The sequence below is a fragment of the Cobetia sp. MM1IDA2H-1 genome, from assembly GCF_002916775.2.
Lineage (GTDB): Bacteria > Pseudomonadota > Gammaproteobacteria > Pseudomonadales > Halomonadaceae > Cobetia > Cobetia marina.
In genome coordinates this window covers 3172966-3198339 of record NZ_CM133225.1, presented here as the reverse complement: position 1 = coordinate 3198339, position 25374 = coordinate 3172966, and the positions used below count along the sequence as shown (strand labels likewise).

Sequence of the window (25374 nt, the reverse complement as noted above, 5' to 3'; positions counted from 1 at the left end):
GCAGGCTCATCCGTTTCCCGCACAGGAGGCAAGGATGCAACAGGACAGCCGTCAACAGGACGCCGCCGATGAGACCGCCGGCACTTTCAGTCGCACGACACTGACGGTGCGAGGTTATCACCTGGATGGCTATGGGCACGTCAACAACGCCCGGTATCTGGAGTTCTACGAAGAAGGGCGCTGGGAGTTCATGCTCGCGCATCTGGACCTGGCGGACCTCAAGCGCGAGGGCATCGCGATGGTGGCGGTCAATGTCAATCTGGACTGGCATTATCCGGCCACCGTGCATGATGAGCTGGTGATCACCACGCGACTCGCTCGGGTCGGGCGGCGCAAGATGATCATGCATCAGGAGATCCATCTGGGCGAGACGCGCATGGGCGAGGTGCATCCGCGCTCCGGCGCACTGGTCTCCCGCGCGGATTTCACCTTCGTGCTGATGAATACCCAGACCGGACGGGCCATGCCGCTGGAGGGAGAAATCGGCACGCTGCTGGTATCATTGCTGTCGCCCGAGCCGCGATGAGCGCTGTCAGCGACAGGGGCGCGGCAGTGGGCCGCGTGCCCTTGAGGCCGTACTACCGTACTGACATCCGTTTGCGGGCTCGTGTGAGCTGCTAGGTGAGCGCGCAAGTGATATAATCCCGCCACTTCGGTGCCGCGGAGCTGGCACCCCGTGTCCGCTTCACGCCACTGCCGCGCTGCAGTAGCGACCGAAACCTGATGCTGCCCGAAATACGGTTGCTGCCCCGAAACATTGTCGCTGCCGCAGTGGCGCCAACAGTTGAGTTCAAGGATTTGACGAATCATGGGTGAGATCGCCAGAGAGATACTGCCAGTCAACATCGAGGACGAGCTCAAACAGTCGTATCTCGATTACGCGATGAGCGTCATCATCGGGCGTGCCTTGCCGGATGTCCGCGATGGCCTCAAACCGGTTCACCGTCGCGTGCTGTTCGCGATGCACGAACTGAACAATGACTGGAACAAGGCCTACAAGAAATCCGCCCGTGTCGTCGGCGATGTGATCGGTAAATACCACCCGCACGGTGATAGTGCGGTCTATGACACCATCGTCCGCATGGCCCAGCACTTCTCCATGCGTTATGTGCTGGTGGATGGTCAGGGAAACTTCGGTTCCATCGATGGCGACAGCGCCGCGGCGATGCGTTACACCGAGGTGCGCATGGCGCGCCTGGCGCACGAGCTGCTGGCCGACCTCGAGAAGGACACCGTCGACTGGGTCGACAACTATGACGGCACCGAGCGCATTCCTGCCGTGTTGCCGACCAAGACCCCGAACCTGCTGGTCAACGGCTCCTCCGGTATCGCCGTGGGCATGGCCACCAACATCCCGCCGCACAACATGGGCGAGGTCATCGATGGCTGTCTGGCGCTGATCGACAACGGCGACCTGACCATCGATGAACTGATGGAATACATCCCGGGGCCGGACTTCCCGACCGCGGGCATCATCAACGGCCGTGCCGGCATCCTCGATGCCTATCGCACCGGCCGTGGTCGCATCTATGTGCGTGCCGTGCACACCATCGAGCACCACGACAAGAGCGGTCGTGACCACATCATCATCACCGAGCTTCCCTACCAGGTGAACAAGGCGCGTCTGATCGAGAAGATCGCCGAACTGGTCAAGGACAAGAAGATCGAGGGCATCGCCGAGCTGCGTGACGAGTCCGACAAGGACGGTCTGCGCGTGGTCATCGAGACCAAGCGTGGCGAATCCGGTGAAGTGGTCGTCAACAACCTCTTCTCCCAGACCCAGCTCGAGACCGTCTTCGGCATCAACATGGTCGCGCTGCACGAAGGTCAACCGAAGATCCTGAATCTCAAGCAGATTCTGGAATCCTTCGTGCGTCACCGTCGTGAAGTCGTCACCCGTCGTACGCTGTTCGAACTCAAGAAGGCGCGCGAACGCGGCCACATTCTTGAAGGTCTGGCGGTGGCGATCTCGAACATCGATGAGGTGATCGAGCTGATCAAGGGCTCGCCGAGCGCGGCGGAAGCCAAGGAAAAGCTGATCGATCGTGAATGGCAGCCGGGTCAGGTGGTCGAGATGCTCGAGCGCGCCGGTGCCACTTCCTGCCGTCCGGAAGACCTGCCGGAAGGTCTGGGGCTGTCTGAAGATGCCAGGCATTATCGTCTGTCGCCGGCCCAGGCCCAGGCCATCCTCGAGCTACGCCTGCATCGCCTGACCGGTCTCGAGACCGAGAAGCTGCTGGCCGAGTACTCCTCCATCCTCGAGCGCATCGCCGAGCTGATGGAGATCCTGTCCTCTGCCGATCGCCTGATGGAGGTCATTCGCGAAGAGCTGCGTGAAGTGCGCGCCCAGTACGCCGATGAGCGTCGCACCGAGATCATGACCAGCCGTCGTGACCTGACCATCGAAGACCTCATCAACGAGGAAGACATGGTGGTGACGGTCTCGCGCAGTGGCTATGCCAAGACGCAGCCGCTGTCTGACTACCAGGCCCAGAAGCGTGGTGGCCGTGGCAAGTCGGCAACCGCGATGAAGGACGAGGATGTCATCGAGCACCTGCTGGTCGCCTCGACCCATGACACCGTGCTGCTGTTCTCCAACAAGGGCAAGGTGTACTGGCTCAAGGTCTACGAGATGCCGCAGGCCTCGCGTGGTTCGCGTGGCAAGCCGCTGGTCAACCTGATTCCGCTGGCGGAAGGCGAGTGGGTGACCACCATCCTGCCGGTGCGTGATTACGCCGCCGACAGCTACATCTTCTTCGCCACGGCCAACGGCACGGTCAAGCGTACGGCGCTGAGCCAGTTCTCGCGTCCGCGCAGCGTCGGTCTGATCGCGCTGGACATCGAGGAAGGCGACCGTCTGATCGGCGCCGACATCACTTCCGGCTCCGACCACGTCATGCTGCTGTCGTCCAACGGCAAGGCGATCCGCTTCGAGGAGCAGAACGTGCGTGTCATGGGCCGTACCGCTCGCGGTGTGCGCGGCATGCGTCTGATCGGCGATGCTCAGGTCATCAGCCTGATCATCCCGCGCACCACGGCCATCGATGACAACGAGGCTGACGTCGATGATTCGCTGGATGTGACGGCGGATGGCGTCGAGAGCGCTGATGTGGCAGTTACTGATGTCGCGACGGATGAAGGCGTCGCGACCGGTGAGGTGCCGCAGTGCTACATCCTGACGGCCTCGGCCAATGGCTACGGCAAGCGTACGCGCCTGGAAGAGTTCCCGCTGCGTGGCCGCGGTGGCCAGGGCGTGATCGCGATGCAGACCAGCGAGCGCAACGGCGATCTGGTCAGCGCGGTTCAGGTCAGCGACAACGATGAACTGATGCTGATCACCGACCGCGGCACCCTGGTGCGGACCCGTGTGGCCGAGGTGTCCATCACCTCGCGCAACACTCAGGGCGTGACCCTGATCCGCACGGCGGAAGAGGAGCGACTGGTGACCACGGTGCGTGTCGACGAGCCGGAAGATATCGTGGTGATCGACGAGGACGGTACGGTCGCTCACGACGTCGAGGGTCAGGAAGAAGGCAAGAAGGACGCGCTGAGCACCGATGAACAGGTGCAGGCGGGAGACGCTGCCGAGTCGACGGATACCCCGCCGACAGACGTGGAATAAGACGCTGGATTGCGACCGCCTTCGGGGCGGTCGCTTCACTTTCGGGAATTAAGACGACATGACACGCAAGTTCAATTTCTGCGCCGGTCCTGCTGCACTGCCGACCGCTGTCCTGGAACGCGCACGCGCCGAGATGCTGGATTATCAGGGCCGCGGACTGTCCGTCATGGAGATGAGTCATCGCTCCGACGACTTCGTGGCCATCGCCGAGAAGGCCGAGGCGGATCTGCGCGAACTGCTCGACATTCCGTCCCACTATCGCGTGCTGTTCATGCAGGGCGGCGCTTCCACCCAGTTCGCGGGGGTGCCTCTGAACCTGCTGGGCGAGGGCGGCAGCGCCAACTATCTGTATACCGGTATCTGGGGCAAGAAGGCGATCAAGGAAGCCGAGCATCTGGCCGTGGGCAGCCATGTGGCCGCCTCCAGCGAGAGCAATGGCCTGATTGCCGTGCCGCGTCAGAATGCGATCCAGCTCTCGGGTGATGTGGGCTATCTGCATTACACCGCCAACGAGACCATCGGCGGCCTCGAGTTCGACTACATTCCCGAGGTGGCAGCGGATGGCGTGCCGCTGGTGTGTGACATGTCGTCTTCCATCCTGTCGGGGCCGCTGGATGTCAGCCGTTTCGGTGTCATCTATGCCGGTGCCCAGAAGAACATCGGTCCGGCGGGTCTGACGCTGGTCATCGTGCGTGAAGATCTGCTCGAGCGTGCGCGCAAGGACTGCCCGACCATGCTGAACTGGAAGACGGCCGCCGAGGCGGGCTCCATGTTCAACACCCCGCCGACCTATGCCTGGTATCTCTCAGGCCTGGTGTTCGAGTGGCTGAAGGATGAGGTCGGGGGTCTCGATGCCATGAATGCGATCAATGATCGCAAGGCGCAGGCACTTTATGCGGCCATCGACGGCAACGACTTCTACTCCAATCCGATCGTCACCGAGAACCGTTCACGCATGAACGTGCCGTTCGTGCTGGCCGATGATCGTCTCGACAAGACCTTCCTTGCCGAGTCCGAGGCGGCGGGTCTGCTCAACCTGGCCGGTCACCGCAGTGTCGGTGGCATGCGTGCCAGTCTCTACAACGCCGTGCCGGAAGCTGCCGTCACTGCGCTGGTGGACTTCATGGGCGACTTTGCGCGTCGTCACGGCTAAGGGAGAGGTGAGATGACGGATTCCAAGCAGAATCCTGCGCCGCAGGTGGCTGCCAAGGCGGTCACGCTGGACGAGCTACGTCAGCGCATCGATACCATCGACAGCGAGCTGCTGCGCCTGATCAGCGAGCGGGCGGGCTGTGCGCAGCAGGTGGCCGAGGTCAAGATGGCGGCCGGTGACGTGGGCGAGGATGGCCAGGTGCAGTTCTATCGTCCTGAGCGTGAAGCCCAGGTGTTGCGCCGTATCATGGCCGACAACCCCGGCCCGCTGAAGGGCGAGGAGATGGCGCGGCTGTTCCGCGAGATCATGTCCGCCTGTCTGGCGCTGGAGCAGCCGATTCGTCTGGCCTATCTCGGCCCGGAAGGGACCTTTACCCAGCAGGCCGCGCTCAAGCACTTCGGTGACAGCGCCGTGACCAAGCCGATGGCCGCCATCGACGAGGTGTTCCGCGAAGTGGAAGCCGGCGCGGTGCAGTACGGCGTGGTGCCGGTGGAAAACTCCACCGAGGGCGTCATCAATCACACGCTGGATTCGTTCATGGGCTCGCAGCTCAAGATCTCCGGCGAAGTGGTGCTGCGCATTCACCATCACCTGCTGGTGGGCCCGAATACGCGTCGCGAGAAGATCTCGCGCATCTATTCCCACGCCCAGTCGCTGGCCCAGTGCCGCAAGTGGCTGGATGCCCACTTCCCGCACGCCGAGCGCATCGCGGTGTCCTCGAATGCCGAGGCCGCGCGTCAGGTGCGCACCGAGTGGCACAGTGCGGCGATTGCCGGTGACATGGCGGCCAAGCTCTATGAGCTGGAGAAGGTCGAGGAGAAGATCGAGGACAGCCCGGACAACTCCACGCGTTTCCTGATCATCGGCGACAGCTCGGTGCCGGCGTCCGGTGATGACAAGACGTCCATCGTGGTGGCGATGCGCAACCAGCCGGGCGCGCTGCATGACCTGCTGGCACCGTTCCACCGCCACCAGATCGATCTGACCCGTGTCGAGACGCGGCCGTCGCGCTCGGGTGCCTGGAACTATGTCTTCTTCATCGACTTCCGTGGCCACCGTGATGATCCGCTCATCACGGAGACGCTGGAAGAGCTGCGTCAGTGCGCGGCGGACGTCAAGGTGCTCGGGTCCTACCCGGTCGGTGTGCTGTGAGCGAGTCGGAACAGGCAGTGACTAGCGCGGCGGCGGACATGCTGTCCTCGGAGCGGCTGGCCGGCGAGCGGCGTATCCTGCTGGTCGGGCTGGGGTTGATCGGTGGCTCGCTTGCCGCCGCATTGCGTGCGGCGGGTCATCGCGGCGAGATTCTCGCCTGTGATCGGGATTCTAACGAGATCTGCCTCGGTCAGCGCATGAAGCTGATCGATGGCGGCAGTACTCAGCTGGCTGGGCTGGTGCCCGGCGCCTCGCTGGTGGTGCTGTGCGTGCCGGTGATGGCGATGAAGGGCGTGATGACGGAGATCGCACCGCTGCTGGAAGATGATGCGGTGGTCACCGATGTCGGCAGCACCAAGGGCGCGATCCGCGACGCGGCGATCGGCGTGTTCGGTCACATGCCGCCGAATCTGGTGCTCGGGCATCCGATCGCCGGTTCCGAGAAGAGCGGGGTGGCGGCGTCCAATCCCGAGCTCTATCGCGATCACAAGGTGATTCTGACGCCGGAACCGGACAGTGACCCCGAGGCCGTGGCACGCGTGGCCGCCATGTGGTCGGTGTGTGGTGCTCAGCTGCTGGACATGAGCGTGGCACGCCACGACGAGGTCCTGGCACGCACCAGCCATCTGCCGCATCTGCTGGCGTTCTCGCTGGTGGACAGTCTGGCGCGTCAGGATGAGCGCCTGGAGATCTTCCGCTACGCGGCGGGCGGTTTCCGCGACTTCACGCGTATCGCGGGCAGTGACCCGGTGATGTGGCGTGACGTCTATCTGGCCAACCGCGATGCGGTGCTGGAGGCGCTGGATGAATTCGAGGCCGGGGTAGCGCGAGTGCGTGCTGCCGTGACCGCGGGCGATGGCGAGGCGATGCTGGGGATATTCACCCGCGCCAGCCACGCTCGACACTACTTCAATACCCTATTGAAACAGACGAGTTATCAGACAATGGAACAGCAGAACGTGCGGTACCGTGCACTGCCGGGTGGGCAGGTTCAGGGGCGCATTCGTGTGCCGGGTGACAAGTCCATGTCACATCGCTCCATCATGCTGGGCGCGCTGGCGAACGGCGTGACCGAGGTCGAGGGCTTCCTCGAGGGTGAAGACAGCCTGGCCACGCTGCAGGCCTTCCGCGACATGGGCGTGGTCATCGAAGGCCCGCATCAGGGTCGTGTGACCATTCATGGCGTGGGCCTCAACGGCCTGAAGCAGCCGCCGGGCCCGCTGTATGTCGGCAACTCCGGCACCGCGATGCGTCTGTTCGCCGGTCTGCTGGCCGGTCAGGCCTTCGATACCGAGCTGACCGGGGATGCCTCGCTGACCAAGCGCCCGATGGACCGCGTCGCCAACCCGCTGCGCGAGATGGGCGCGGTGATCGATACCGCCGAGAATGGCCGTCCGCCACTGCGTATCCACGGTGGTCAGCCGCTCAAGGGGATCCGCTACGAGATGCCGATGGCGTCCGCTCAGGTCAAGTCCTGCCTGCTGCTGGCCGGTCTCTACGCCGAAGGTGAGACCCGCGCCATCGAGCCGGCACCGACGCGTGATCACACCGAGCGCATGCTCAACGGCTTCGGCTACAAGGTCGAGCGTCAAGGCGCCGAAGCGTGGCTGACCGGTGGTGGCAGCCTCGAGGCCTGCCCGATCGACGTGCCGGCCGACATCTCCTCCGCGACCTTCTTCCTGGTCGCCGCGGCCATCACGCCGGGTGCCGATCTGGTGCTGGAGCACGTCGGCATCAACCCGACGCGCATCGGCGTGATCAACATCCTCAAGGCGATGGGTGCCGATCTGAGCATCTCCAACGAGCGTGAAGTCGGCGGTGAGCCGGTGGCGGACCTGCACATCCGCTATGCGCCGCTCAAGGGGATCGACATCCCGGAAGATCAGGTCCCGCTGGCCATCGACGAATTCCCGGCGCTGTTCATCGCGGCGGCCAATGCCGAGGGCATGACCCGCCTGCGTGGCGCCGAGGAGCTGCGCGTCAAGGAATCCGACCGCATCCAGGTGATGGCGGACGGTCTGGCGCAGATCGGTGTCGAGCACGAAGTCGTCGCCGACGGTATCGACATCCGTGGCGGTGCCTACGGTGGCGGTCTGGTCGACAGTCACGGTGACCACCGTATCGCGATGGCCTTCAGCGTGGCGGCGCTGCGTGCGCAGGGCGAAATCCTGATCGATGATTGTGCCAATGTCGCGACCTCCTTCCCGAACTTCGTGGCGCTGGCCAGTGAAGTCGGCATGCAGGTCGAGAACCTCGGTGCCGTGGCACCCGGACAGGAGGCGTCATGAGTGGTGAAGCGACTCCGCATCACAGCCAGGTGAGCGATGATCCGGTGCTGACCCTCGATGGCCCCGGCGGGGCCGGCAAGGGCACCATCAGCCGTCTGGTCGCGGCGAGCCTGGGCTGGCACCTGCTGGACTCCGGTGCGCTGTATCGCCTGACGGCTCTGGCCGCCGAGCGTCACGGTGTGGCATTGGAGGACGAGTCCGCGGTGGCCACCATCGCCGAGCACCTCGATGTCCAGTTCGATGCCGAGGGGGATGCCACTCGCGTGATTCTCGAGGGTGAAGACGTCACGCGTGACATCCGTCTCGAGACGGTCGGCAACAACGCCTCCATCATCGCGGCCCAGCCGCGCGTGCGCACCGCACTGCTGGCACGTCAGCGTGCCTTCGCGCGTGCGCCGGGCCTGGTGGCCGACGGTCGCGACATGGGCACGGTGGTCTTCACCGAGGCGCCGCTCAAGATCTTCCTCACCGCCTCGGCCGAGGAACGTGCGCGCAGACGTCATGCCCAGTTGCAGGAAGCGGGTGTGGATGCTAATATTTCGAGCCTTTTGACAGAAATACAGGCGCGCGATGCACGCGACATGGGCCGGGCAGTCGCCCCGCTCAAGCCGGCAGATGATGGCGTGATCCTCGATACGACGGATCTCGACATCGAGCAGGTGGTCGAGCGCATCCAGCAGCTGCTGGTCGAGTATGGCCTGGTGGCGGAACGCTGAAACGGCATGTCCGTGGCCTTCATCGGCAAGCGTACCTGTTGTGTCAGGACAATCGATTGATAGCCTGCTGCTGCATCAAGGCCTTCGGGCCGGGCAGTGGCAGGCTTCGCTCGCTCTGCGAGCGGAGACGCAGGACAAGGCACGACCCAGATGACACTGCGGTGTCATCAACCCCCCGGCCAGGTGTCATGGGGTGCATCGGCGGCAAGCGGAAAGCCGGTGTATCTCGAACCAGCGTCAACGCCCCCGGGGATATGTAGATATGGCCCGTGCTTGCTGGTGGTACGGAGACTGCGGTGCAAGCCGCCCCAAACGTTGATCATGTAGGAATACCATGAGCGAGAGCTTTGCTGATTTATTTGAACAGTCACTCCAGGACATCAACATGGAGCCGGGCGCAATCGTGTCCGCTACCATCGTCGATATCGATGGCGACTGGATCACTGTCAATGCCGGTCTGAAATCTGAAGGTCAGATTCCGTCTGAACAGTTCCGTGACGAAAGTGGCCAGCTGTCCATCAGCATCGGCGACGAAGTCATGGTCGCGCTGGAAGCCGTCGAAGATGGCTTCGGTGAGACCCGCCTGTCCCGCGAGAAGGCCAAGCGTGCCGAAGCGTGGAAAGAGCTGGAAGCCGCCTTCGAGAAGGACGAGATCGTCAAGGGCGTGATCAACGGCAAGGTCAAAGGTGGCTTTACCGTCGACATCAACACCATCCGTGCCTTCCTGCCGGGTTCTCTGGTCGATGTCCGCCCTGTGCGCGACACCGCCCACCTCGAGAACAAGGAACTGGACTTCAAGGTCATCAAGCTCGACGCCAAGCGCAACAACGTTGTTGTGTCTCGTCGTGCCGTCCTCGAAGCCGAGAACAGCGCTGAGCGTGAAGCCCTCCTGGCCACTCTGCAGGAAGGTCAGCAGATTCAGGGTATCGTCAAGAACCTGACCGACTACGGCGCCTTCGTCGACCTCGGCGGCGTTGACGGCCTGCTGCACATCACCGACATGGCTTGGAAGCGCATCAAGCATCCGTCCGAGATCGTTGCTGTCGGCGACGAGATCAACGTCAAGGTGCTGAAGTTCGACCGCGAGCGCAACCGTGTGTCTCTGGGTCTCAAGCAGCTGGGTGAAGATCCGTGGGTCAACATCAAGGCTCGCTACCCGGAAGGCGCCAAGATCAACGCACGCGTCACCAACCTCACCGACTACGGCTGCTTCGCCGAGCTGGAAGAGGGCGTCGAAGGTCTGGTCCACGTGTCCGAAATGGATTGGACCAACAAGAACATCCACCCGTCCAAGGTCGTCAATGTCGGCGATGACGTGGAAGTGATGATTCTGGACATCGACGAAGAGCGTCGTCGTATCTCCCTGGGTATCAAGCAGTGCACCACCAACCCGTGGGAAGACTTCAGCGGCAAGCACAACAAGGGCGACCGTGTCTCCGGTACCATCAAGTCAATCACTGACTTCGGTATCTTCATCGGTCTGGAAGGCGGCATCGACGGCCTGGTTCACCTGTCTGACATCTCCTGGAACGAAGCTGGCGAAGAAGCCGTGCGTCGTTACAAGAAGGGTGAAGAAGCTGAAGCGGTCATCCTGTCCATCGATCCGGAACGTGAGCGCATCTCTCTGGGCATCAAGCAGCTCGAGAGCGATCCGGTCTCTGAATACCTGGCCGTCAACGACAAGGGCGCCATCGTGTCCGGTCGTGTTGTCGACATCGACGCCAAGGAAGTTCAGGTCGAGCTGGCCACTGACGTCATCGCCATTCTGAAGGCGTCTGAAATCAGCGCTGATCGTGTCGAAGACGCACGCAACGTCCTGAGCGTCGGCGATGCTGTCGAAGCCAAGATCGTCGGTGTGGATCGCAAGAGCCGCCTGATCAACCTGTCCGTCAAGTCCAAGGACCAGGTGGAAGCACCGCGTCGCGATGCTGCCAAGCCGCGTACCCAGGAAGTCGAGAGCAACGGCCCGACGACCATCGGTGACCTGATCAAGCAGCAGCTGGGTCAGGAGTGATCCCGAGACATTCCGCCTCCTCGTGAGGCGGGATGTCCGGATCCACGCTGAGGTGACATGCCTCTGGTTGCCACCTCAGCGTCTCCGAATCGGTATCCTGCACACGACGCATGTCATGCGCAGGAACGAAAAAAACCGCCACCCTTCGGGGTGGCGGTTTTTTTGTGTTCAGAGATCGTGTCCGGGAAGTGCGGAGATCGTGTCCGGGAAGTGCGGAGATCGTGTCTGGAAAGTGCAGAGATCGTGCCTGTGCACCCTGTCCTCGCTGTGCGGACGTTACCGGTTGATTCCGCTGGCGAGAGAATGCCCGGAGTCCACGCGCTGACTGTTCTGGGCGAGAAGCTGCATCTGGCGCAGGGAGATGGTGCAGTAGAGGCTGCGGTACTGTGCCGGCTGCTCCGTCGGGTCGATCTGATGCAGGCGCTTTTCCAGCTGCTGGATGTCGCGGGCCAGTTGCTGAGGGCTGAGAGAGGCTGTCTGAGTCATGGTGGGCGCTCCTTGAGTTCAATGAACATCATTGCAAGGGTCAGGCGTGACGCCTCTCGTGGCGAGCTGTCGCGCGCTCATCGGGAGTCTTTGCCTGAGGTGGCGACAGGGGCGGCGGGGTCTGCGTGACCCTGCCACCTTCCGTCGCGAGTCATCGTCGTGACCACTACAGTCTGGACGATGTTCAAGCGTGCGCCTTGATCCATGTCAGGACGATGACGTCGAGCTGACAGTCTGCCTGTGGGATTGGCGGGTCGGGCCAGCAGACCAAGCACCAGTCGTTGCCGGCCCCATCGTCTCTTGATTGGCCCATCCCCGCCCAGCCCTGCGTGGTCTAGTCGTTCTCGCTCTGATCGGGCTTGGTGGCTTCAGCGGCCGCGGTCTGGCGTTCCAGGTTGGCCAGCATGCCGCGCAGGATGGACAGCTCACGGCGGGTCGGTTCAGCGCGGGCAAACAGTGCACGCAAGCGCTCTTCGGTCTGTGAGTGCGGTTGATTGAGGAAGCCGGAACCGCGCAGGGCACGGCCGAGGTGCTCGTGGAAGTGGCCGAGCTGCTCGCGGGTCGGCAGCTGGTCATCCTCACGACGCGCGACCGGAGCCTCGCTGGTTGGCTCCAGGGTGCGACGCCAGGCGCTGCGACACTCGTGGGCGAGTACCTGTACGGCCTGGGAGACATTGAGGATGCCGTAGTCGGGGTTGGTGGGGATGGACACCTGGTGCGTGCAGCAGCCGATCTCCTCGTTGGTCAGCCCGAAGCGTTCACGGCCGAACACCAGCGCCACCTTGCCATCCTGGGCGGTATCGATGACGCGCGCGGCCATCTCGCTCGGCTCATCGAAGTGAGGCAGCGGCAGACTGCGCAGGCGGGCGCTGGCACCGATGACCAGCTGGCAGTCATTGACGGCGTCTTCGAGACGCTCGAGCACGCGGGCGTTTTCCAGAAGCTCCGCGGCGCCGCTGGCCATGCGCGTGGCTTCCTCATCGGGGAAGCAGCGCGGGTTGACCAGTACCAGGTCCTTGATGCCCATGGTCAGGATGGCGCGGGCGGTGGCGCCGATATTGCCGGGATGGAAGGTCTGCACCAGCACGACACGCACGTTGTCGAGGGTGGCTGGGCTCGAGGCAGAGCTGGAGGTATCAGTCATGAGAAGAAGATCCTGGGCAAGCGAGGCGCGCGGCCTGAGCGGTTGTCGTCATTGATCGTGGGCGTCAATGCGCTGCCAGCCTCGTGCACTGCCAGCGTCATGCACTGTCATCACGAAGAGGCAATGTCTCAGGTCGCCGCAAAAAAGTGGCGCCTAGTGTAGCGTGACGGGCGAGAGGAGTCAGGTAGCGGCCTGCGCCGTGCAAGCGAGGCATGTCACGGCGGGGAGCGTGAATGTCAGGCATGAAAAAACCGCCCCTGCTTGCGCAGGAGCGGTTCGGGTCACGACGGGTGAGTCGTGGGGTGAGGCTGGCTTACATCATGCCGCCCATTCCACCCATTCCGCCCATGCCACCCATGTCGCCGCCGCCGGCAGCTGCCTTGTCTTCCGGGTCTTCGGCGATCATGCATTCGGTGGTGATCATCAGGCCGCCGATGGAGGCTGCGGACTGCAGGGCAGAACGCGTCACCTTGGCCGGGTCCAGCACGCCCATCTCGAACATGTCGCCGTAGACACCGGTGGAGGCGTTGTAACCGTAGTTGCCTTCACCTGCCTTGACGTTGTTCAGCACGACGGAGGCTTCTTCGCCAGCGTTGGTGACGATCTGACGCAGCGGCGCTTCCATGGCGCGCAGCGCGATGGCGATACCGTGAGTCTGGTCTTCGTTGTCGCCTTTCAGCTCGGTCAGCTGGTTGAGGACGCGAACCAGGGCGGTACCACCGCCAGGCACGACACCTTCCTCGACGGCTGCACGAGTGGAGTGCAGGGCGTCTTCGACGCGAGCCTTCTTCTCTTTCATCTCGACTTCGGTGGCAGCACCGACGCGGATGACGGCAACACCGCCGGCCAACTTGGCGACACGCTCCTGCAGCTTCTCGCGGTCGTAGTCAGAGGAGGTTTCCTCGATCTGCGCGCGGATCTGGGAGACACGAGCTTCGATGTCGCCTTCGTTGCCGGCGCCATCGATGATGGTGGTGTTTTCCTTGGACATGGTCACGCGCTTGGCGGTGCCCAGGTGGTCCAGGTTGGCCTGCTCGAGGTTGAGGCCGACTTCTTCGGAAATCACGGTGCCGCCGGTCAGGACAGCGATGTCCTGCAGCATGGCCTTGCGACGATCACCGAAGCCCGGCGCCTTGACGGCCGCGACCTTGACGATACCGCGCATGGTGTTGACGACCAGAGTCGCCAGCGCTTCACCTTCGATGTCTTCGGCGACGATCGCCAGCGGCTTGCCGGACTTGGCGACGCCTTCCAGCACCGGCAGCAGTTCGCGGATGTTGGAGATCTTCTTGTCGACCAGCAGGATGTACGGGTCTTCGAGTTCGACCGCCATGGTGTCCTGGTTGGTGACGAAGTACGGAGACAGGTAGCCACGGTCGAACTGCATGCCTTCGACGACTTCCAGCTCGTCTTCGAAGCCACGGCCTTCATCGACGGTGATGACGCCTTCCTTGCCGACCTTCTCCATCGCTTCCGCGATGATCTCGCCGATGCGAGAGTCGCCATTGGCGGAGATGGTACCGACCTGGGCGATGGCCTTGGTGTCGGTGCACGGCACGGACAGCTCACGCACGGCCTTGACGGCTTCGATGACGGCCTTGTCGATGCCGCGCTTCAGGTCCATCGGGTTCATGCCGGCGGTCACGCCCTTCAGGCCTTCATTGACGATGGACTGAGCCAGCACGGTGGCGGTGGTGGTGCCGTCACCCGCGACGTCGGAAGTCTTGGAAGCGACTTCCTTGACCATCTGGGCGCCCATGTTCTCGAAGCGATCCTTCAGCTCGATTTCCTTGGCGACGGACACACCGTCCTTGGTCACGGTCGGTGCGCCGAAGGATTTTTCCAGCACTACGTTGCGGCCTTTCGGGCCGAGGGTAGTCTTGACGGCATCCGCCAGGACATTGACACCACGCGCCATGCGCTTGCGAGCATCATCGGAGAAACGAACGTCTTTTGCAGCCATTGTTATCTCTACCTTTAATCAGTAAGTCGTAGCATTTAAACCGGAAACGCTGGAAATCAGCCTTCCACCACGGCGAGGATGTCGCTCTCGCTCATGATCAGCACTTCTTCGCCGTCGATCTTCTGCTTCTCGACGCCGTAGCCATCCTTGAAGATGACGGTGTCGCCGACTTTCACGTCAAGCGGGCGAACTTCACCGTTCTCGAGGATGCGGCCGTTGCCGGCGGCAAGAATTTCACCGCGCGTCGGCTTTTCCTGAGCGCTGCCGGGCAGAACGATGCCACCTGCAGTTTTCTGTTCTTCTTCCACGCGACGGACCACGACGCGATCGTGCAAGGGACGGATGTTCATTGCTCACGTTCTCCTGATGGTAAATCCCGCCATCTGCCGGTCTTTGCCGGCACGTCTGGCGTTCAATGGGGTTGCCTACCGAGTGTTGGGCCTCGCAGAGGCGAGGCCGTTATCCATTGCACCGCTTTTATGGTGGCGAGAGGACAGCTTTCAAGTAGGCGAACATAAAAAAATTTCAAATCTCGTCATCAACTGCGTCGCCTGAAAGGCACGCACTTGAGGTGCCGACTATCCCGATGCACTACTGTGAGTTGAATCAAGCAGTTGAGTGTATCTGAGCCATACGCCTCTGGCATGTGGACGCCCGACGGTGAATGACGTCCATTGGTACTAGGTGTCAGCGATGAGGCGCGTTGCACAGCGTTGCCATGCAAAGCGCGGTCATGCATGGCAACGAAAAGCCCGGCAGGGGAGATGGGCTCCCGTACCGGGCTTTGATCATCATCATGCAGTGGGGGCTCGTCGGGCTCTTTGCCTGTCGAGACGCGATGCTGGCCTACAGACGTGGCTCATCGCGGCTGATGTAATCGCCTTCCAGCGGCTGCCCACCCTTGTCACCGCTATTGGCGCGGCCTGATTCGCGCTGTGGCTCCTCCTGCTGGGCAGTGCCGTGATCCGTGGACTGCCAGTTGCCGGAGTGCGTCTGACGTGACTGACTCTGTGCGGAGAAGCGACCCTTGAAGAAGCGTGCGATGACGTTGTTGCCGCTCAGGCCTCGGGTCAGCAGTCCACGCGAGGCCGGCAGCAGGCAGAGCAGCCCCAGGCCATCCGAGAGAAATCCCGGTGCCATGAGCAGCGCGCCACCGAAGATCAGCGCCGCGCCTTCCATCAGTTCACCGGAGGGCATCTCGCCACGTTGCAGGCGCTCCTGGGCACGCATCAATGTCGCGCGACCTTCGCGTCGAATCAGATGCAGGCCCACGGCGCCGGTGATCAGTACCAGTGCCAGCGTCGGCAGCAGCCCTATCTGGCTGCCAAGACTGAACAGCACCACGAAATCCAATAACCCGAACAGGGTAATCACTAGCAGTATGGGCATCGTCTCTCCCGAATCCGGTAAATGGCAGCTTGCACCAGTGCGTCAAGGGTAAACCAGCAGCAGGATGGGGAACAGTCGAATCGATGTCATGAAAGGCTCATGCCGGCCGACGTGGATGGCTGGCGCTGGTGGTAGAGCGGTGCCATGCTGGATGTTGCAGTGCACAATGACAGCGAGTGATACCGTGTCAGGCGCGACGGATGTCTCAAGTGTCCGAAGGTGGCAACGATACGCCTGACCAGGCGGGCCCCATGGCGGCCGGAAAGGACGCGGGCACGTCGCATCAGCACCCGCCTGCAGGCCGCTACGTTGATGACGCGACCGGTTGCGTTGGCCGGTTGGGCCAGCGTTGAGGCAGGACACGTCGCAATCTGTTGCACTGCGTCATGCAGATTCACCGTGAGCCTGCAGCGTTCGTCATCCGTGACAGCTCCAGTCACGGTGGCACACGCGGATGGACGCGGTGCGGGACACTCGACACATTGATCGTGACGCTCGTACGGCATGCGGGCCTCGCACCCGGCAGGCATTTCTCGCTGTCGGCAGACAACCTGGGAGACGGGACATGAAGCTTGACGACAAGGTCATCACGATTACGGGCGGCGCTCGTGGGCTGGGGCTGGCCATGGCGCGACATCTGGGTGAGAAGGGCGCCGTGCTGGCGCTGCTGGATATCGAACAGGGCGGTCTGGATGACGCTGTCTCGAGCCTGGAAGCGGCGGGCATCAAGGCGCAGGGGTTCGTGACCGACGTCGCGGACGAGGCCTCCGTCACGCAAGCCTTCTCTGCCATCAAGGCGGCGCTGGGCCCGGTGAGTGGTCTGGTCAACAATGCCGGCATTACCCGAGATGGTCTGCTGATCAAGGCGCGTGATGGAGTCGTGGAGAAGACCATGTCGCTGTCCAGCTGGCAGCAGGTCATCGATGTCAATCTGACCGGTGTCTTCCTGTGCACGCGTGAAGCCGCCAGTCAGATGATCGAGGCCGGTCAGCCGGGCGTGATCGTCAACATCTCCAGCATCTCGCGCGCCGGCAACATGGGGCAGAGCAATTACACCGCAGCCAAGGCGGGTGTCGCCGCGATGAGCGTCACCTGGGCCAAGGAGCTGGCGCGCTACAAGATTCGTGTCGGTGCCGTGGCACCGGGCTTCATCGCCACTGAAATGACCGCCGGCATGAAGCCGGAGATGCTCGACAAGATCAAGAGTGGCATCCCGATGCGTGATCTGGGACGTCCGGAAGACATCGCGGGCAGCGTGGCCTTCATCTTCGACAATGATTACTTCACGGGGCGCGTGATCGAATGTGATGGCGGTCTGCGTATCTGAGCCGATGTCTCCTGCCTGACGTCATGCCTCCCTCTGTGAATGCGCAAGCCCCCATGCCGGATCTGCCGATATGGGGGCTTTTCGTGCATGCGAGAGAGTCGACTTGCGTGCGAGGGCCAAGGTGACATGCATCCAACGAGGCGTGCCGTGCGTAATCCCGGTATCGCGGTTCATATCGGATAAAGGAGATTCGTCATGCAACGTCGCCAATTCATGGGGCTTGTATTGGGTGGCGGTGCGATGTTGGCACTGCCGGGACTGGCTGCCGCTCGCCCGGAGCTTGAGCTGGAGCGCTCGCCGGACATTGCCGAGCTCGTGCTGGATGACGACGAGTGGCGCGCACGCCTGAGTGCAGAGCAGTATCGCGTGTTGCGCGAGGAAGGCACCGAGCGCTCAGGCTCCAGCGCGCTCAACAAGGAATCGCGTGACGGTGAGTACCGTTGTGCCGGTTGTGACCTTGCGCTGTTCACCTCGCGTACCAAGTTCGAGTCCGGCACTGGCTGGCCGAGTTTCTTCGATCATATCGAAGGGCATCTGTTGACCAAGACGGACTACGGGCTGGTGTGGCCGCGTACCGAATATCACTGCGCACGCTGCGGAGGGCATCAGGGACACGTGTTCGAGGACGGCCCCAGGCCCACGGGACTGCGCTGGTGCAACAATGGGGTGGCGCTGCGTTTCGTGCCGGCCTGAGGGGGCCTGTGAAGCTAAAGCAATCCACGGGCTTTGTGGTAACGTGATGGCATCGTGATGCAGGCGGCCCGGTCGACTCAGCGACCGGGCCGCCTGTGTCTTGTCACCAGAATCATAGTCGTGAAGGGATCGATGTTTCATGGACGCTACCGCAACTGACGCCACTACCGCTCGCCCTGCACCGACGCTGTCGCCTGCTGCCACCGCTCGCCGCATCCAGCAGGCGCTGGCGGCGGAGCTGGACGTGCGTGAAGAACAGATCACCGCGACGGTGGAGCTGCTGGATGGCGGCGCCACCGTGCCCTTCATCTCGCGTTACCGCAAGGAGGCGACCGGCGGGCTGGATGACACCCAGATGCGTCTTCTGGAAGAGCGCCTGCGCTACCTGCGTGAGCTGGAAGAGCGCCGTCAGGTGGTACTCGAATCCATTGCCGAGCAGAGCAAGCTGACCGCGAGTCTCGAGCGCGATGTGCTGGCTGCCGACAGCAAGCAGCGTCTGGAAGACCTCTACCTGCCGTATCGCAAGAAGCGTCGTACCAAGGCCCAGATTGCCCGTGAGGCGGGTCTTGAGCCGCTGGCGGATGCCTTGCTTGGCGACCCGACGCTCGTGCCGGAAGACGAGGCGGCTGGCTTCGTCGATGCCGACAAGGACGTGGCCGACCCCAAGGCGGCACTGGATGGGGCCAAGCAGATTCTGATGGAGCGTTTCGCGGAAGACGCCGCGCTTGTCGGTCGTCTGCGTCAGCGTCTGTGGGATGACGGTATCCTCAGTGCCCGGGTGATGAAGGGCAAGGAACAGGAAGGCACCAAGTTCTCCGATTACTTCGAGCACGACGAGCCGCTGCACAAGGCACCGTCGCATCGCGCGCTGGCCATGCTGCGGGGTCGCAATGAAGGCGTGCTGAGCCTCGCGCTCAAGCTGGAAGGCGAGGACGAGTTGCCGCGGCACCCGATGGAGGGTGCCATCGCGGCGCATTTCTCCCTCGAGGACCAGGGGCGCGCCGCGGATCGCTGGTTGAAGGAGGTGGTGCGCTGGACCTGGCGGGTCAAGCTCTATACCCATCTGGAAAGCGAGCTGATCGGCCGCCTGCGTGAGCGTGCCGAGCAGGAGGCCATCCAGGTCTTCGCCGACAACCTGAAGGATCTGCTGCTGGCAGCCCCGGCCGGGCCCAAGGCCACCCTGGGGCTGGACCCGGGCCTGCGTACCGGCGTCAAGGTCGCGGTGGTGGACGCCACCGGCAAGTATGTCGATCAGGCCACCCTCTACCCGCATGCGCCTCACAATCGTTGGGATGCCTCGGTGGCGGAGCTGGTCAGGCTGGTCGAGCGTCATGATGTCGAGCTGATCGCCATCGGCAACGGGACCGCATCACGCGAGACCGACAAGCTGGCCGCCGACGTGCTGACCCGCCTGTCCGGTCGTCGCCTGCAGAAGGTGATGGTCAACGAGGCAGGGGCGTCCATCTACTCCGCCTCGGAATATGCCGCGCGTGAATTCCCGGATCTGGACGTGACCATTCGTGGCGCGGTCTCCATTGCCCGTCGCCTGCAGGACCCGCTCGGCGAGCTGGTCAAGATCGAGCCCAAGTCCATCGGGGTCGGCCAGTATCAGCATGATGTCAGTCAGGTGCAGCTGGGGCGCAGTCTGGAGGCGGTGGTCGAGGACTGCGTCAATGGCGTCGGTGTCGATCTCAACATGGCGTCCAGTGCGTTGTTGTCACGCGTCGCGGGTCTGAATACCACGCTTGCCGAGAACATCGTCGCGCATCGTGATGCCAATGGCCGCTTCGCCTCGCGCAAGGAGCTTCTGAAGGTCAGTCGGCTCGGGCCACGTACCTTCGAGCAGTGCGCCGGCTTCCTGCGTATCGCCGAGGGTGAGAACCCGCTGGATGCCAGCGCCGTTCACCCTGAGGCCTACCCGCTGGTCGAGCGTATCGCCAGAGCGCATGGCCGTGAGCTGCCCAGCCTGCTGGGCGACAGCAGCTTCCTGCGCAGCGTGAAGCCTGCCGAGTTCACGGATGAACACTTCGGGTTGCCGACTGTCACGGACATCCTGCGGGAGCTGGACAAGCCGGGGCGCGACCCGCGTCCTGAATTCCGCTTCGCCGAGTTCAAGGAAGGGGTCGAGACGCTCAAGGATCTCGAACCGGGCATGAAACTTGAAGGTGTCGTGACCAACGTCACCCATTTCGGGGCCTTCGTGGACATCGGTGTGCATCAGGATGGCCTGGTACACATCTCTGCTCTGTCGCAAAAGTATGTTGCCGACCCGCGTGAGGTGGTGAAGGCCGGTGACATCGTCAGCGTCAAGGTGATGGAGGTCGACATACCGCGTGGACGCATCGCGCTGAGCATGCGCATGAGCGATACTCCCGGTGAAAAAGGCGCGGGAGGCGAGGCGCGACGCGGGGGCGAGGGCAATCGTGGAGGGCGCTCCCAGGCCGGGGGTGGTCGTCAGGAACGAGGCGGTCGCGGCAGCGGCTCCAGTGCAGGAGGCGGAGCGGCACCCGCCAACAATGCCATGGCAGCGGCCCTGCTCAATGCGCGCAAGTCGAAATCATAAGCCTTGAAAGCATTTTTTACGCGCCCATAATGTGGGCATACTGACTGACGCGAACGGTGGATGCCGTTCGCGTCTTGCATGGCATCCGGTGCAGTCCGCGGGCCATGGTCATCCAACTCGACCGGAGAGGCTGGGCTTCTCCCCATGCGAAAGGGTCAATACCTTGTCCGAGCAACTCGCGTCCGCCATTGCGCGACTCAAGGCCCCCGCCCGTCAGGGACTCTTCGGGCGTCTGCGCCGTGGCATCGAGAAAGAAGGCCTCAGGGTCGACGCCGACGGCCGCATCAGCCAGACCCCGCACCCGCGTGCTCTGGGGTCCAAGCTGACTCACCCGTACATCACCACGGATTATTCCGAGTCGCTGCTCGAGTACATCACGCCGGTCTTCTCGCGTCCCAAGGATTCCCTGGAGTTTCTGGCGGACCTGCATCGTTTCAGCTATCGCAATCTGGGGGATGAGCTGATCTGGCCGGCCAGCATGCCGCCGAGGCTGAACGGCAATGACAGCGTGCCGATCGCGGATTATGGCACCTCCAACACCGGCACCATGAAGCATGTCTACCGCAAGGGACTGGATGTGCGCTACGGGCGCATCATGCAGTCCATCGCCGGTATCCATTACAACTTCTCGCTGCCGGATGATTTCTGGACGCTGCTTCAGAAGATGGAGAATGCCGAAGGCGAGGATGCGCGTGACTTCCGCTCGCGCCGCTACTTCGAGCTGATCCGCAACTTCCGTCGCCATAGCTGGATTCTTCTCTATCTGTTCGGCGCCTCGCCGGGAATCGACGAAAGCTTCCTGGATGGCGGCAATGATGACCGCCTCAAGCGTCAGGCCGACCGCAGTCTGGTCTCGGCCTATGCCACCAGCCTGCGCATGTCGGACCTGGGCTATCAGAACAAGGTGCAGGCGCAGCTCAAGATCTGCTTCAACTCGCTGGACAACTTCGTCGGGACGCTGCGTCACGCCATCGTCACGCCGTGGAAGGACTACGAGAAGCTGGGGGTGAAGCAGGCTGATGGCAGCTGGTCGCAGCTCTCCAGCAACATCCTGCAGATCGAGAACGAGTACTACTCCGACATCCGTCCCAAGCGTGTCACCCGGCACAACGAGACGCCCAGTCAGGCATTGGAAGGCCGGGGTGTCGAATACATCGAGGTGCGCTGTCTGGATCTCAATCCCTTCCTGCCGGTGGGGATCGACGAGACGCAGATCCGCTTCCTCGATACCTTCCTGATCTGGTGTCTGCTGACCGAGAGCCCATGGATCGATGATGAGGAATGCGCCAACCTTGACGACAGCAAGCGACGCGTCGTGGAGGCGGGGCGTGACCCCGAGCTGACCCTGAACGTCAAGGGTGAGGAGCGGCGTCTGCGTGAACTGGCCGCCAACGTGATGGATGAGCTTGGCGAAGTGGCAAGCCTGCTGGACGAGAATCACAAGTCAGGCAGCGAGCATCGCGATGCGCTGGCGGTACTCGCGCCGCGCTTTGACGATGCCCAGACCACGCCCTCGGGCCGTCTGCTGACCAGCATGCTCGACAACGGCAGCAACTTCGTCGATGAAGTGCTGGCACTGGCCAAGGGGCAGGCCGAGCAGTTCAAGACGGAGCCGATGGAGCGTGCACGTGGCTACCTGCTGGATCAACTGGTCGAGACTTCCCTGCAGCAACAGGGCGATATCGAGGCCGGCGACCATCAGGACTTCGATACCTTCATGGCCGAATACTTTGCCTCGGCGCATGCCACGCAACCGGCCTGACTCGTCGATGCAACGCCGATTCATGTTCAGGTCATCCCTGCGCGGCATGATAGGCATCCATCGCTGATCGCGGCGACACCGGCCATCGCGACATCATCGGCGCCTCAGACTTGAGGCGCCGATGATGTCTCTGGCCCATGCGTGCGTTCTGGCCAGGCAATGACGCCACGCATGCTCTGAGGTGGTCATGGAGAGATGTCTTCGTGATCGCGCCATTTCTCACCAATGACTCCAGTGGAGTCGGACGGCAAGGACAGCAAATGACACACGCGGACAATCAATCAGGACAACAGCCGACACGCCAGGGTGGGGGTCTCGCCTGTCTGGCGCGCTGGAGCGGTCGTCAGTGGTGCCTGCTGGGGGCGCTGGGGTGCGCGTTGCTGCTCGGTGTCGCCTTCGTGCTGCAGTTTGCCTTTGGTCTGGCACCGTGTTCGCTGTGCATCTTCCAGCGCGTGGCGGTGGCCGTGGCAGGCGTCTTCTTCCTGCTGGGTGCCGTGCATGGACCGGGGCGTATCGGTACCCGCGTCTACGCGCTGGGTGCGCTGGCGGGCAGTGTGGGTGCCATCGTGCTGGCCGGTCGTCATGTCTGGCTGCAATCCCTTCCGCCGGATCAGGTGCCGGCCTGTGGCCCGGGCCTCAACTACATGCTGGAAGTGCTGCCGGTATGGGACGTGATCACCCAGGTGCTCAATGCCTCCGGTGAATGCGCGCAGATCAGTGCCCAGTGGCTGGGTCTCTCGATCCCTCAGTGGTCGCTGATCGGCTTCTGTGCTCTGGCACTGGTTCCGCTGGCCATGCTGTGGAGCAGCTTCCGGCGTTGAGGGCATGACGCCTGCCACCATGGTGGGGGGTTGGCAGCGTCCGTCGCATGGAGGATAGTGGGTTGGCAGCGGGGTGAGCACCTGATGTCAGCCCCACCGTTCGGGTCATGCCAGAGGAGGCGCCCATGCTGGAGGAATGCACCACTGCGGCGGAACGCTTTCGTGGCGTTCATCAGTTGGTTGATCGCTGGCTGGATCAGCGACGCGAGATGCTGGTCTGCTTCATGGATTTGCACGAGGCCTGCGTCAATGATCTCGAGCAGCTCGACATGACACGCGTCAATCGCTTCATCGAGCTGTTGATGGATTACATCTCGGCGGGCCATTTCGAAGTCTATCCTCAGCTCAAGGAAGAGGGGCGTGTCTTCGAGGATACCCAGGCTCTGGCCGCTGCGGAGAAGTTGATGCTGCGTCTGGAGCCCTCGACGGAGCTGGTACTGTCCTTCGATGAAGACTTCTCGAGTCCGACCCGCTGCCAGCACTACCGCACACGCTTGCCCGAGTGGCTGGCCCGTCTTCAGGAGGGGCTGACGGAGCGCTTCGCGCTGGAAGATCAACTGATTCAGCGCCTGCATGCGGTACACGAGCCACTGGCTCACTCGCGGCAACCCGTGGCATGAGTGAATGACTCAGGCAGACATGCTGTCCGCCTGAGTCCTGAGTCCTGAGTCCTGAGTACTGAGTACTGAGTGCTGAGTGCCAGCCGCCGTCAGTGGCAACACGAAAAAGCCCCCGTCAGCAGATGCTGGCGGGGGCTTTTCGTTCGGCTCGACTTCCTTCAGTTCACCTGCGCGGCGGTTGGCGCCGCGCGGCGTATCACATCAGGGAAGAGGCTTCCGGGCGTTCGAGTTCGGTCAGCTCGATCTCGCCGGTGAGCAGGTCACGCTCGAAGGCATCCTTGTCGATGTTGAAACCAAGGAATTCCTGAGCGAGATACATGTCCTTCTCGGCGTTGCCCAGACAGCTGGTGCCACCCGGTGACGGCGTCATGTTGAAGACGATGCCGGTGCCCGGATTGATCTTGGCTTCGCCCATCACGAGCTTCTGCTTGCTCTTGTCGATCAGCTGCGGGCGCACGCCGCCGAAGCCCTTGGCGAAGCTGACATCCTTGACGTCCAGGCTCGGGACGATCTTCTTGATGTCGCCGTGGAACAGGCGCTCACGCAGTACCGGCACCTCGAACATGAAGTTCTTGAAGATGTAGTTGCGGATGTCGCGCACCTTCATCAGGTCCCACAGGGCCTTGACGACGTTGCGGTCCATGCGCAGTACCTTGAGGAACTCCCAGAAGGTCTTGCCGTTGTAGCGCTCCAGCAGCGGCAGCATCAGAGCGGTCGGCCCGAAGCGGGTCTTGCCTTCCACCAGCACGTCCGGGTCGCCGTGGACGGCGGCGAACGGCAGGTTCTCGTTCTGGATGGTGTAGACCTTGCCGTTGAGCACTTTCGGAGTGAAGTAGAAGGAGCCAGCCATCGGCAGGCAGGACTTGTCCAGTCCGTAGCCCATCTTGTGGGCGAACAGCAGGGAGTGACCACCGGCGCTGACCACGACATAGCGTGCGCTGAGCTCGCCCTTGTCGGTCTTGACCTTGTAGACGTCACCTTCCTTGCGGATGTCTTCCACGGCGGTCGAGAGGCGAACGTCGAAGTTCATGCCTTTCTCGGCCGCTGCCTTCTCGCCTTCGCTGACGAAGGCCTCCGACAGGGTGGTGTAGTTGACGGCGGTGTATTCGTCGGTGGAACCCAGCGCGACGATTTCCTCGTCCGGACGGCGACCTTCCACGACCTTCGGCTCAAGCTCGGCGATGTCATCACGCTCGAGCAGCTTCAGATTCGGGAACAGTGGCTTGAAGGTCTCGAAGCGCTTGCGCAGGAACTGGCATTCCTTGGCACCGACCGCCAGTACCATCTTCGGGTACTTGTAGACGATGTGATCGCGCTCACTCTCGCTGAGCTTGGTGGCGAAGTTGACCACCATGCCTGCGGTGCGCTTGGTCACGCGCGCCTTCTCGACCGTGTAGTTGGTCTCGATGTCGCCGCAGTGGATGGTCTGGGAGTTGTTGCGACCGTGCGAGTTGACGATCGCGACATGGTCGTATTTTTCCACCAGGCCGACCGACGAGAGGTCGGTGTAGCGGGCGAGTTCATAGAGAAGGGCGGTGCCGGACACGCCGCCACCCACAATCAGGACATCGTATGTCGTTGAGGACATGGCTGCTCACGCTCAGAGTTGGTGAGGGACATCCCCCGGCACCCGACCGGGCTACCGGGGGCCGTCCTGCCGT

19 protein-coding genes are annotated in these 25374 nt (G+C 62.7%); 13 read left to right on the top strand and 6 right to left on the bottom strand.

Annotation, left to right across the window (positions count from 1 at the left end):
* The first annotated feature begins 34 nt into the window (after positions 1–34).
* The 7 genes from BOH68_RS13600 (at position 35) to rpsA (ending at position 10945) form a co-directional block, all read left to right on the top strand.
* Entirely contained in the window at positions 35–526 is a 492-nt protein-coding gene (locus BOH68_RS13600; protein WP_077375244.1) for an acyl-CoA thioesterase, read from the top strand.
* A gap of 282 nt (positions 527–808) precedes the next feature.
* Positions 809–3622 (top strand): DNA gyrase subunit A, encoded by a 2814-nt coding sequence (gene gyrA / locus BOH68_RS13595; RefSeq protein WP_077375241.1) that lies wholly within the window; start codon positions 809–811, stop codon positions 3620–3622.
* A gap of 58 nt (positions 3623–3680) precedes the next feature.
* Positions 3681–4775, top strand: a complete 1095-nt coding sequence (gene serC, locus BOH68_RS13590; protein WP_077375238.1) for a 3-phosphoserine/phosphohydroxythreonine transaminase — start codon at positions 3681–3683, stop codon at positions 4773–4775.
* A gap of 12 nt (positions 4776–4787) precedes the next feature.
* Entirely contained in the window at positions 4788–5927 is a 1140-nt protein-coding gene (gene pheA, locus BOH68_RS13585) for a prephenate dehydratase (RefSeq protein ID WP_371861094.1), read from the top strand.
* Positions 5928–5965: 38 nt separating this feature from the next.
* Positions 5966–8215, top strand: a complete 2250-nt coding sequence (locus BOH68_RS13580) for a bifunctional prephenate dehydrogenase/3-phosphoshikimate 1-carboxyvinyltransferase (protein ID WP_077375235.1) — start codon at positions 5966–5968, stop codon at positions 8213–8215.
* Positions 8212–8931 carry a (d)CMP kinase gene (cmk, locus tag BOH68_RS13575; RefSeq protein WP_077375232.1) on the top strand — a complete coding sequence of 240 codons (720 nt, stop codon included), beginning with the start codon at positions 8212–8214 and terminating at the stop codon, positions 8929–8931. The genes BOH68_RS13580 and cmk overlap by 4 nt, the downstream gene beginning before the upstream one ends.
* A 334-nt stretch (positions 8932–9265) precedes the next feature.
* Positions 9266–10945 (top strand): 30S ribosomal protein S1, encoded by a 1680-nt coding sequence (gene rpsA / locus BOH68_RS13570; RefSeq protein WP_077375230.1) that lies wholly within the window; start codon positions 9266–9268, stop codon positions 10943–10945.
* Positions 10946–11221: 276 nt separating this feature from the next.
* Here the strand turns inward: rpsA and BOH68_RS13565 are convergent, their stop codons facing one another.
* From BOH68_RS13565 to BOH68_RS13545, 5 genes are all read right to left on the bottom strand, one after another.
* Positions 11222–11431 (bottom strand): hypothetical protein, encoded by a 210-nt coding sequence (locus BOH68_RS13565; protein WP_077375227.1) that lies wholly within the window; start codon positions 11429–11431, stop codon positions 11222–11224.
* Between the two features lie 334 nt (positions 11432–11765).
* Positions 11766–12575, bottom strand: coding sequence for an RNA methyltransferase (locus BOH68_RS13560; protein WP_077375224.1), 810 nt, complete (start codon positions 12573–12575; stop codon positions 11766–11768).
* A 313-nt stretch (positions 12576–12888) separates the two neighbouring features.
* Complete coding sequence (gene groL / locus BOH68_RS13555) at positions 12889–14538, bottom strand: chaperonin GroEL (protein ID WP_065392449.1); 1650 nt, start codon at positions 14536–14538, stop codon at positions 12889–12891.
* A gap of 56 nt (positions 14539–14594) precedes the next feature.
* Positions 14595–14888, bottom strand: a complete 294-nt coding sequence (locus BOH68_RS13550) for a co-chaperone GroES (RefSeq protein WP_043331438.1) — start codon at positions 14886–14888, stop codon at positions 14595–14597.
* A gap of 496 nt (positions 14889–15384) precedes the next feature.
* Positions 15385–15927: an FxsA family protein gene (locus BOH68_RS13545; RefSeq protein WP_077375219.1), complete on the bottom strand. Its 543-nt coding sequence runs from the start codon at positions 15925–15927 to the stop codon at positions 15385–15387.
* A gap of 565 nt (positions 15928–16492) precedes the next feature.
* Here BOH68_RS13545 and BOH68_RS13540 point away from each other — a divergent pair.
* The 6 genes from BOH68_RS13540 to rsd all read left to right on the top strand — a co-directional run bounded on the left by BOH68_RS13540 (position 16493) and on the right by rsd (position 23713).
* The gene (locus tag BOH68_RS13540; protein ID WP_077375217.1) at positions 16493–17254 is read left to right on the top strand and encodes an SDR family oxidoreductase; all 762 of its coding nucleotides are present in this window, start codon (positions 16493–16495) and stop codon (positions 17252–17254) included.
* Positions 17255–17449: 195 nt separating this feature from the next.
* Positions 17450–17947: a peptide-methionine (R)-S-oxide reductase MsrB gene (msrB, locus tag BOH68_RS13535; protein WP_077375214.1), complete on the top strand. Its 498-nt coding sequence runs from the start codon at positions 17450–17452 to the stop codon at positions 17945–17947.
* Positions 17948–18086: 139 nt separating this feature from the next.
* Positions 18087–20510, top strand: a complete 2424-nt coding sequence (locus BOH68_RS13530) for a Tex family protein (RefSeq protein WP_077375211.1) — start codon at positions 18087–18089, stop codon at positions 20508–20510.
* A gap of 163 nt (positions 20511–20673) precedes the next feature.
* Positions 20674–22272, top strand: coding sequence for a glutamate--cysteine ligase (gene gshA / locus BOH68_RS13525; protein WP_077375208.1), 1599 nt, complete (start codon positions 20674–20676; stop codon positions 22270–22272).
* 260 nt (positions 22273–22532) lie between these two features.
* The gene (locus BOH68_RS13520) at positions 22533–23093 is read left to right on the top strand and encodes a disulfide bond formation protein B (protein ID WP_077375205.1); all 561 of its coding nucleotides are present in this window, start codon (positions 22533–22535) and stop codon (positions 23091–23093) included.
* A 125-nt stretch (positions 23094–23218) separates the two neighbouring features.
* Positions 23219–23713, top strand: coding sequence for a sigma D regulator (rsd, locus tag BOH68_RS13515; RefSeq protein WP_077375202.1), 495 nt, complete (start codon positions 23219–23221; stop codon positions 23711–23713).
* Between the two features lie 196 nt (positions 23714–23909).
* On the opposite strand, the gene BOH68_RS13510 is transcribed toward rsd, so the two are convergent.
* A complete protein-coding gene (locus BOH68_RS13510; protein ID WP_077375199.1) occupies positions 23910–25301 on the bottom strand; it encodes an FAD-dependent oxidoreductase in 1392 nt (463 codons plus the stop codon).
* Positions 25302–25374 lie beyond the last annotated feature (73 nt).

Excerpts from the sequence above, each read along its gene's own strand:
- serC (WP_077375238.1), top strand. The coding sequence starts at position 3,681 with ATGACACGCAAGTTCAATTTCTGCGCCGGTCCTGCTGCACTGCCGACC.
- BOH68_RS13510 (WP_077375199.1), bottom strand. The coding sequence starts at position 25,301 with ATGTCCTCAACGACATACGATGTCCTGATTGTGGGTGGCGGCGTGTCC.
- BOH68_RS13580 (WP_077375235.1), top strand. The coding sequence starts at position 5,966 with ATGCTGTCCTCGGAGCGGCTGGCCGGCGAGCGGCGTATCCTGCTGGTC.
- rsd (WP_077375202.1), top strand. The coding sequence starts at position 23,219 with ATGCTGGAGGAATGCACCACTGCGGCGGAACGCTTTCGTGGCGTTCAT.
- rpsA (WP_077375230.1), top strand. The coding sequence starts at position 9,266 with ATGAGCGAGAGCTTTGCTGATTTATTTGAACAGTCACTCCAGGACATC.
- BOH68_RS13545 (WP_077375219.1), bottom strand. The coding sequence starts at position 15,927 with ATGCCCATACTGCTAGTGATTACCCTGTTCGGGTTATTGGATTTCGTG.
- BOH68_RS13530 (WP_077375211.1), top strand. The coding sequence starts at position 18,087 with ATGGACGCTACCGCAACTGACGCCACTACCGCTCGCCCTGCACCGACG.
- pheA (WP_371861094.1), top strand. The coding sequence starts at position 4,788 with ATGACGGATTCCAAGCAGAATCCTGCGCCGCAGGTGGCTGCCAAGGCG.
- BOH68_RS13600 (WP_077375244.1), top strand. The coding sequence starts at position 35 with ATGCAACAGGACAGCCGTCAACAGGACGCCGCCGATGAGACCGCCGGC.
- cmk (WP_077375232.1), top strand. The coding sequence starts at position 8,212 with ATGAGTGGTGAAGCGACTCCGCATCACAGCCAGGTGAGCGATGATCCG.
- gyrA (WP_077375241.1), top strand. The coding sequence starts at position 809 with ATGGGTGAGATCGCCAGAGAGATACTGCCAGTCAACATCGAGGACGAG.
- groL (WP_065392449.1), bottom strand. The coding sequence starts at position 14,538 with ATGGCTGCAAAAGACGTTCGTTTCTCCGATGATGCTCGCAAGCGCATG.
- BOH68_RS13550 (WP_043331438.1), bottom strand. The coding sequence starts at position 14,888 with ATGAACATCCGTCCCTTGCACGATCGCGTCGTGGTCCGTCGCGTGGAA.
- msrB (WP_077375214.1), top strand. The coding sequence starts at position 17,450 with ATGCAACGTCGCCAATTCATGGGGCTTGTATTGGGTGGCGGTGCGATG.
- BOH68_RS13520 (WP_077375205.1), top strand. The coding sequence starts at position 22,533 with ATGACACACGCGGACAATCAATCAGGACAACAGCCGACACGCCAGGGT.
- BOH68_RS13565 (WP_077375227.1), bottom strand. The coding sequence starts at position 11,431 with ATGACTCAGACAGCCTCTCTCAGCCCTCAGCAACTGGCCCGCGACATC.
- BOH68_RS13540 (WP_077375217.1), top strand. The coding sequence starts at position 16,493 with ATGAAGCTTGACGACAAGGTCATCACGATTACGGGCGGCGCTCGTGGG.
- BOH68_RS13560 (WP_077375224.1), bottom strand. The coding sequence starts at position 12,575 with ATGACTGATACCTCCAGCTCTGCCTCGAGCCCAGCCACCCTCGACAAC.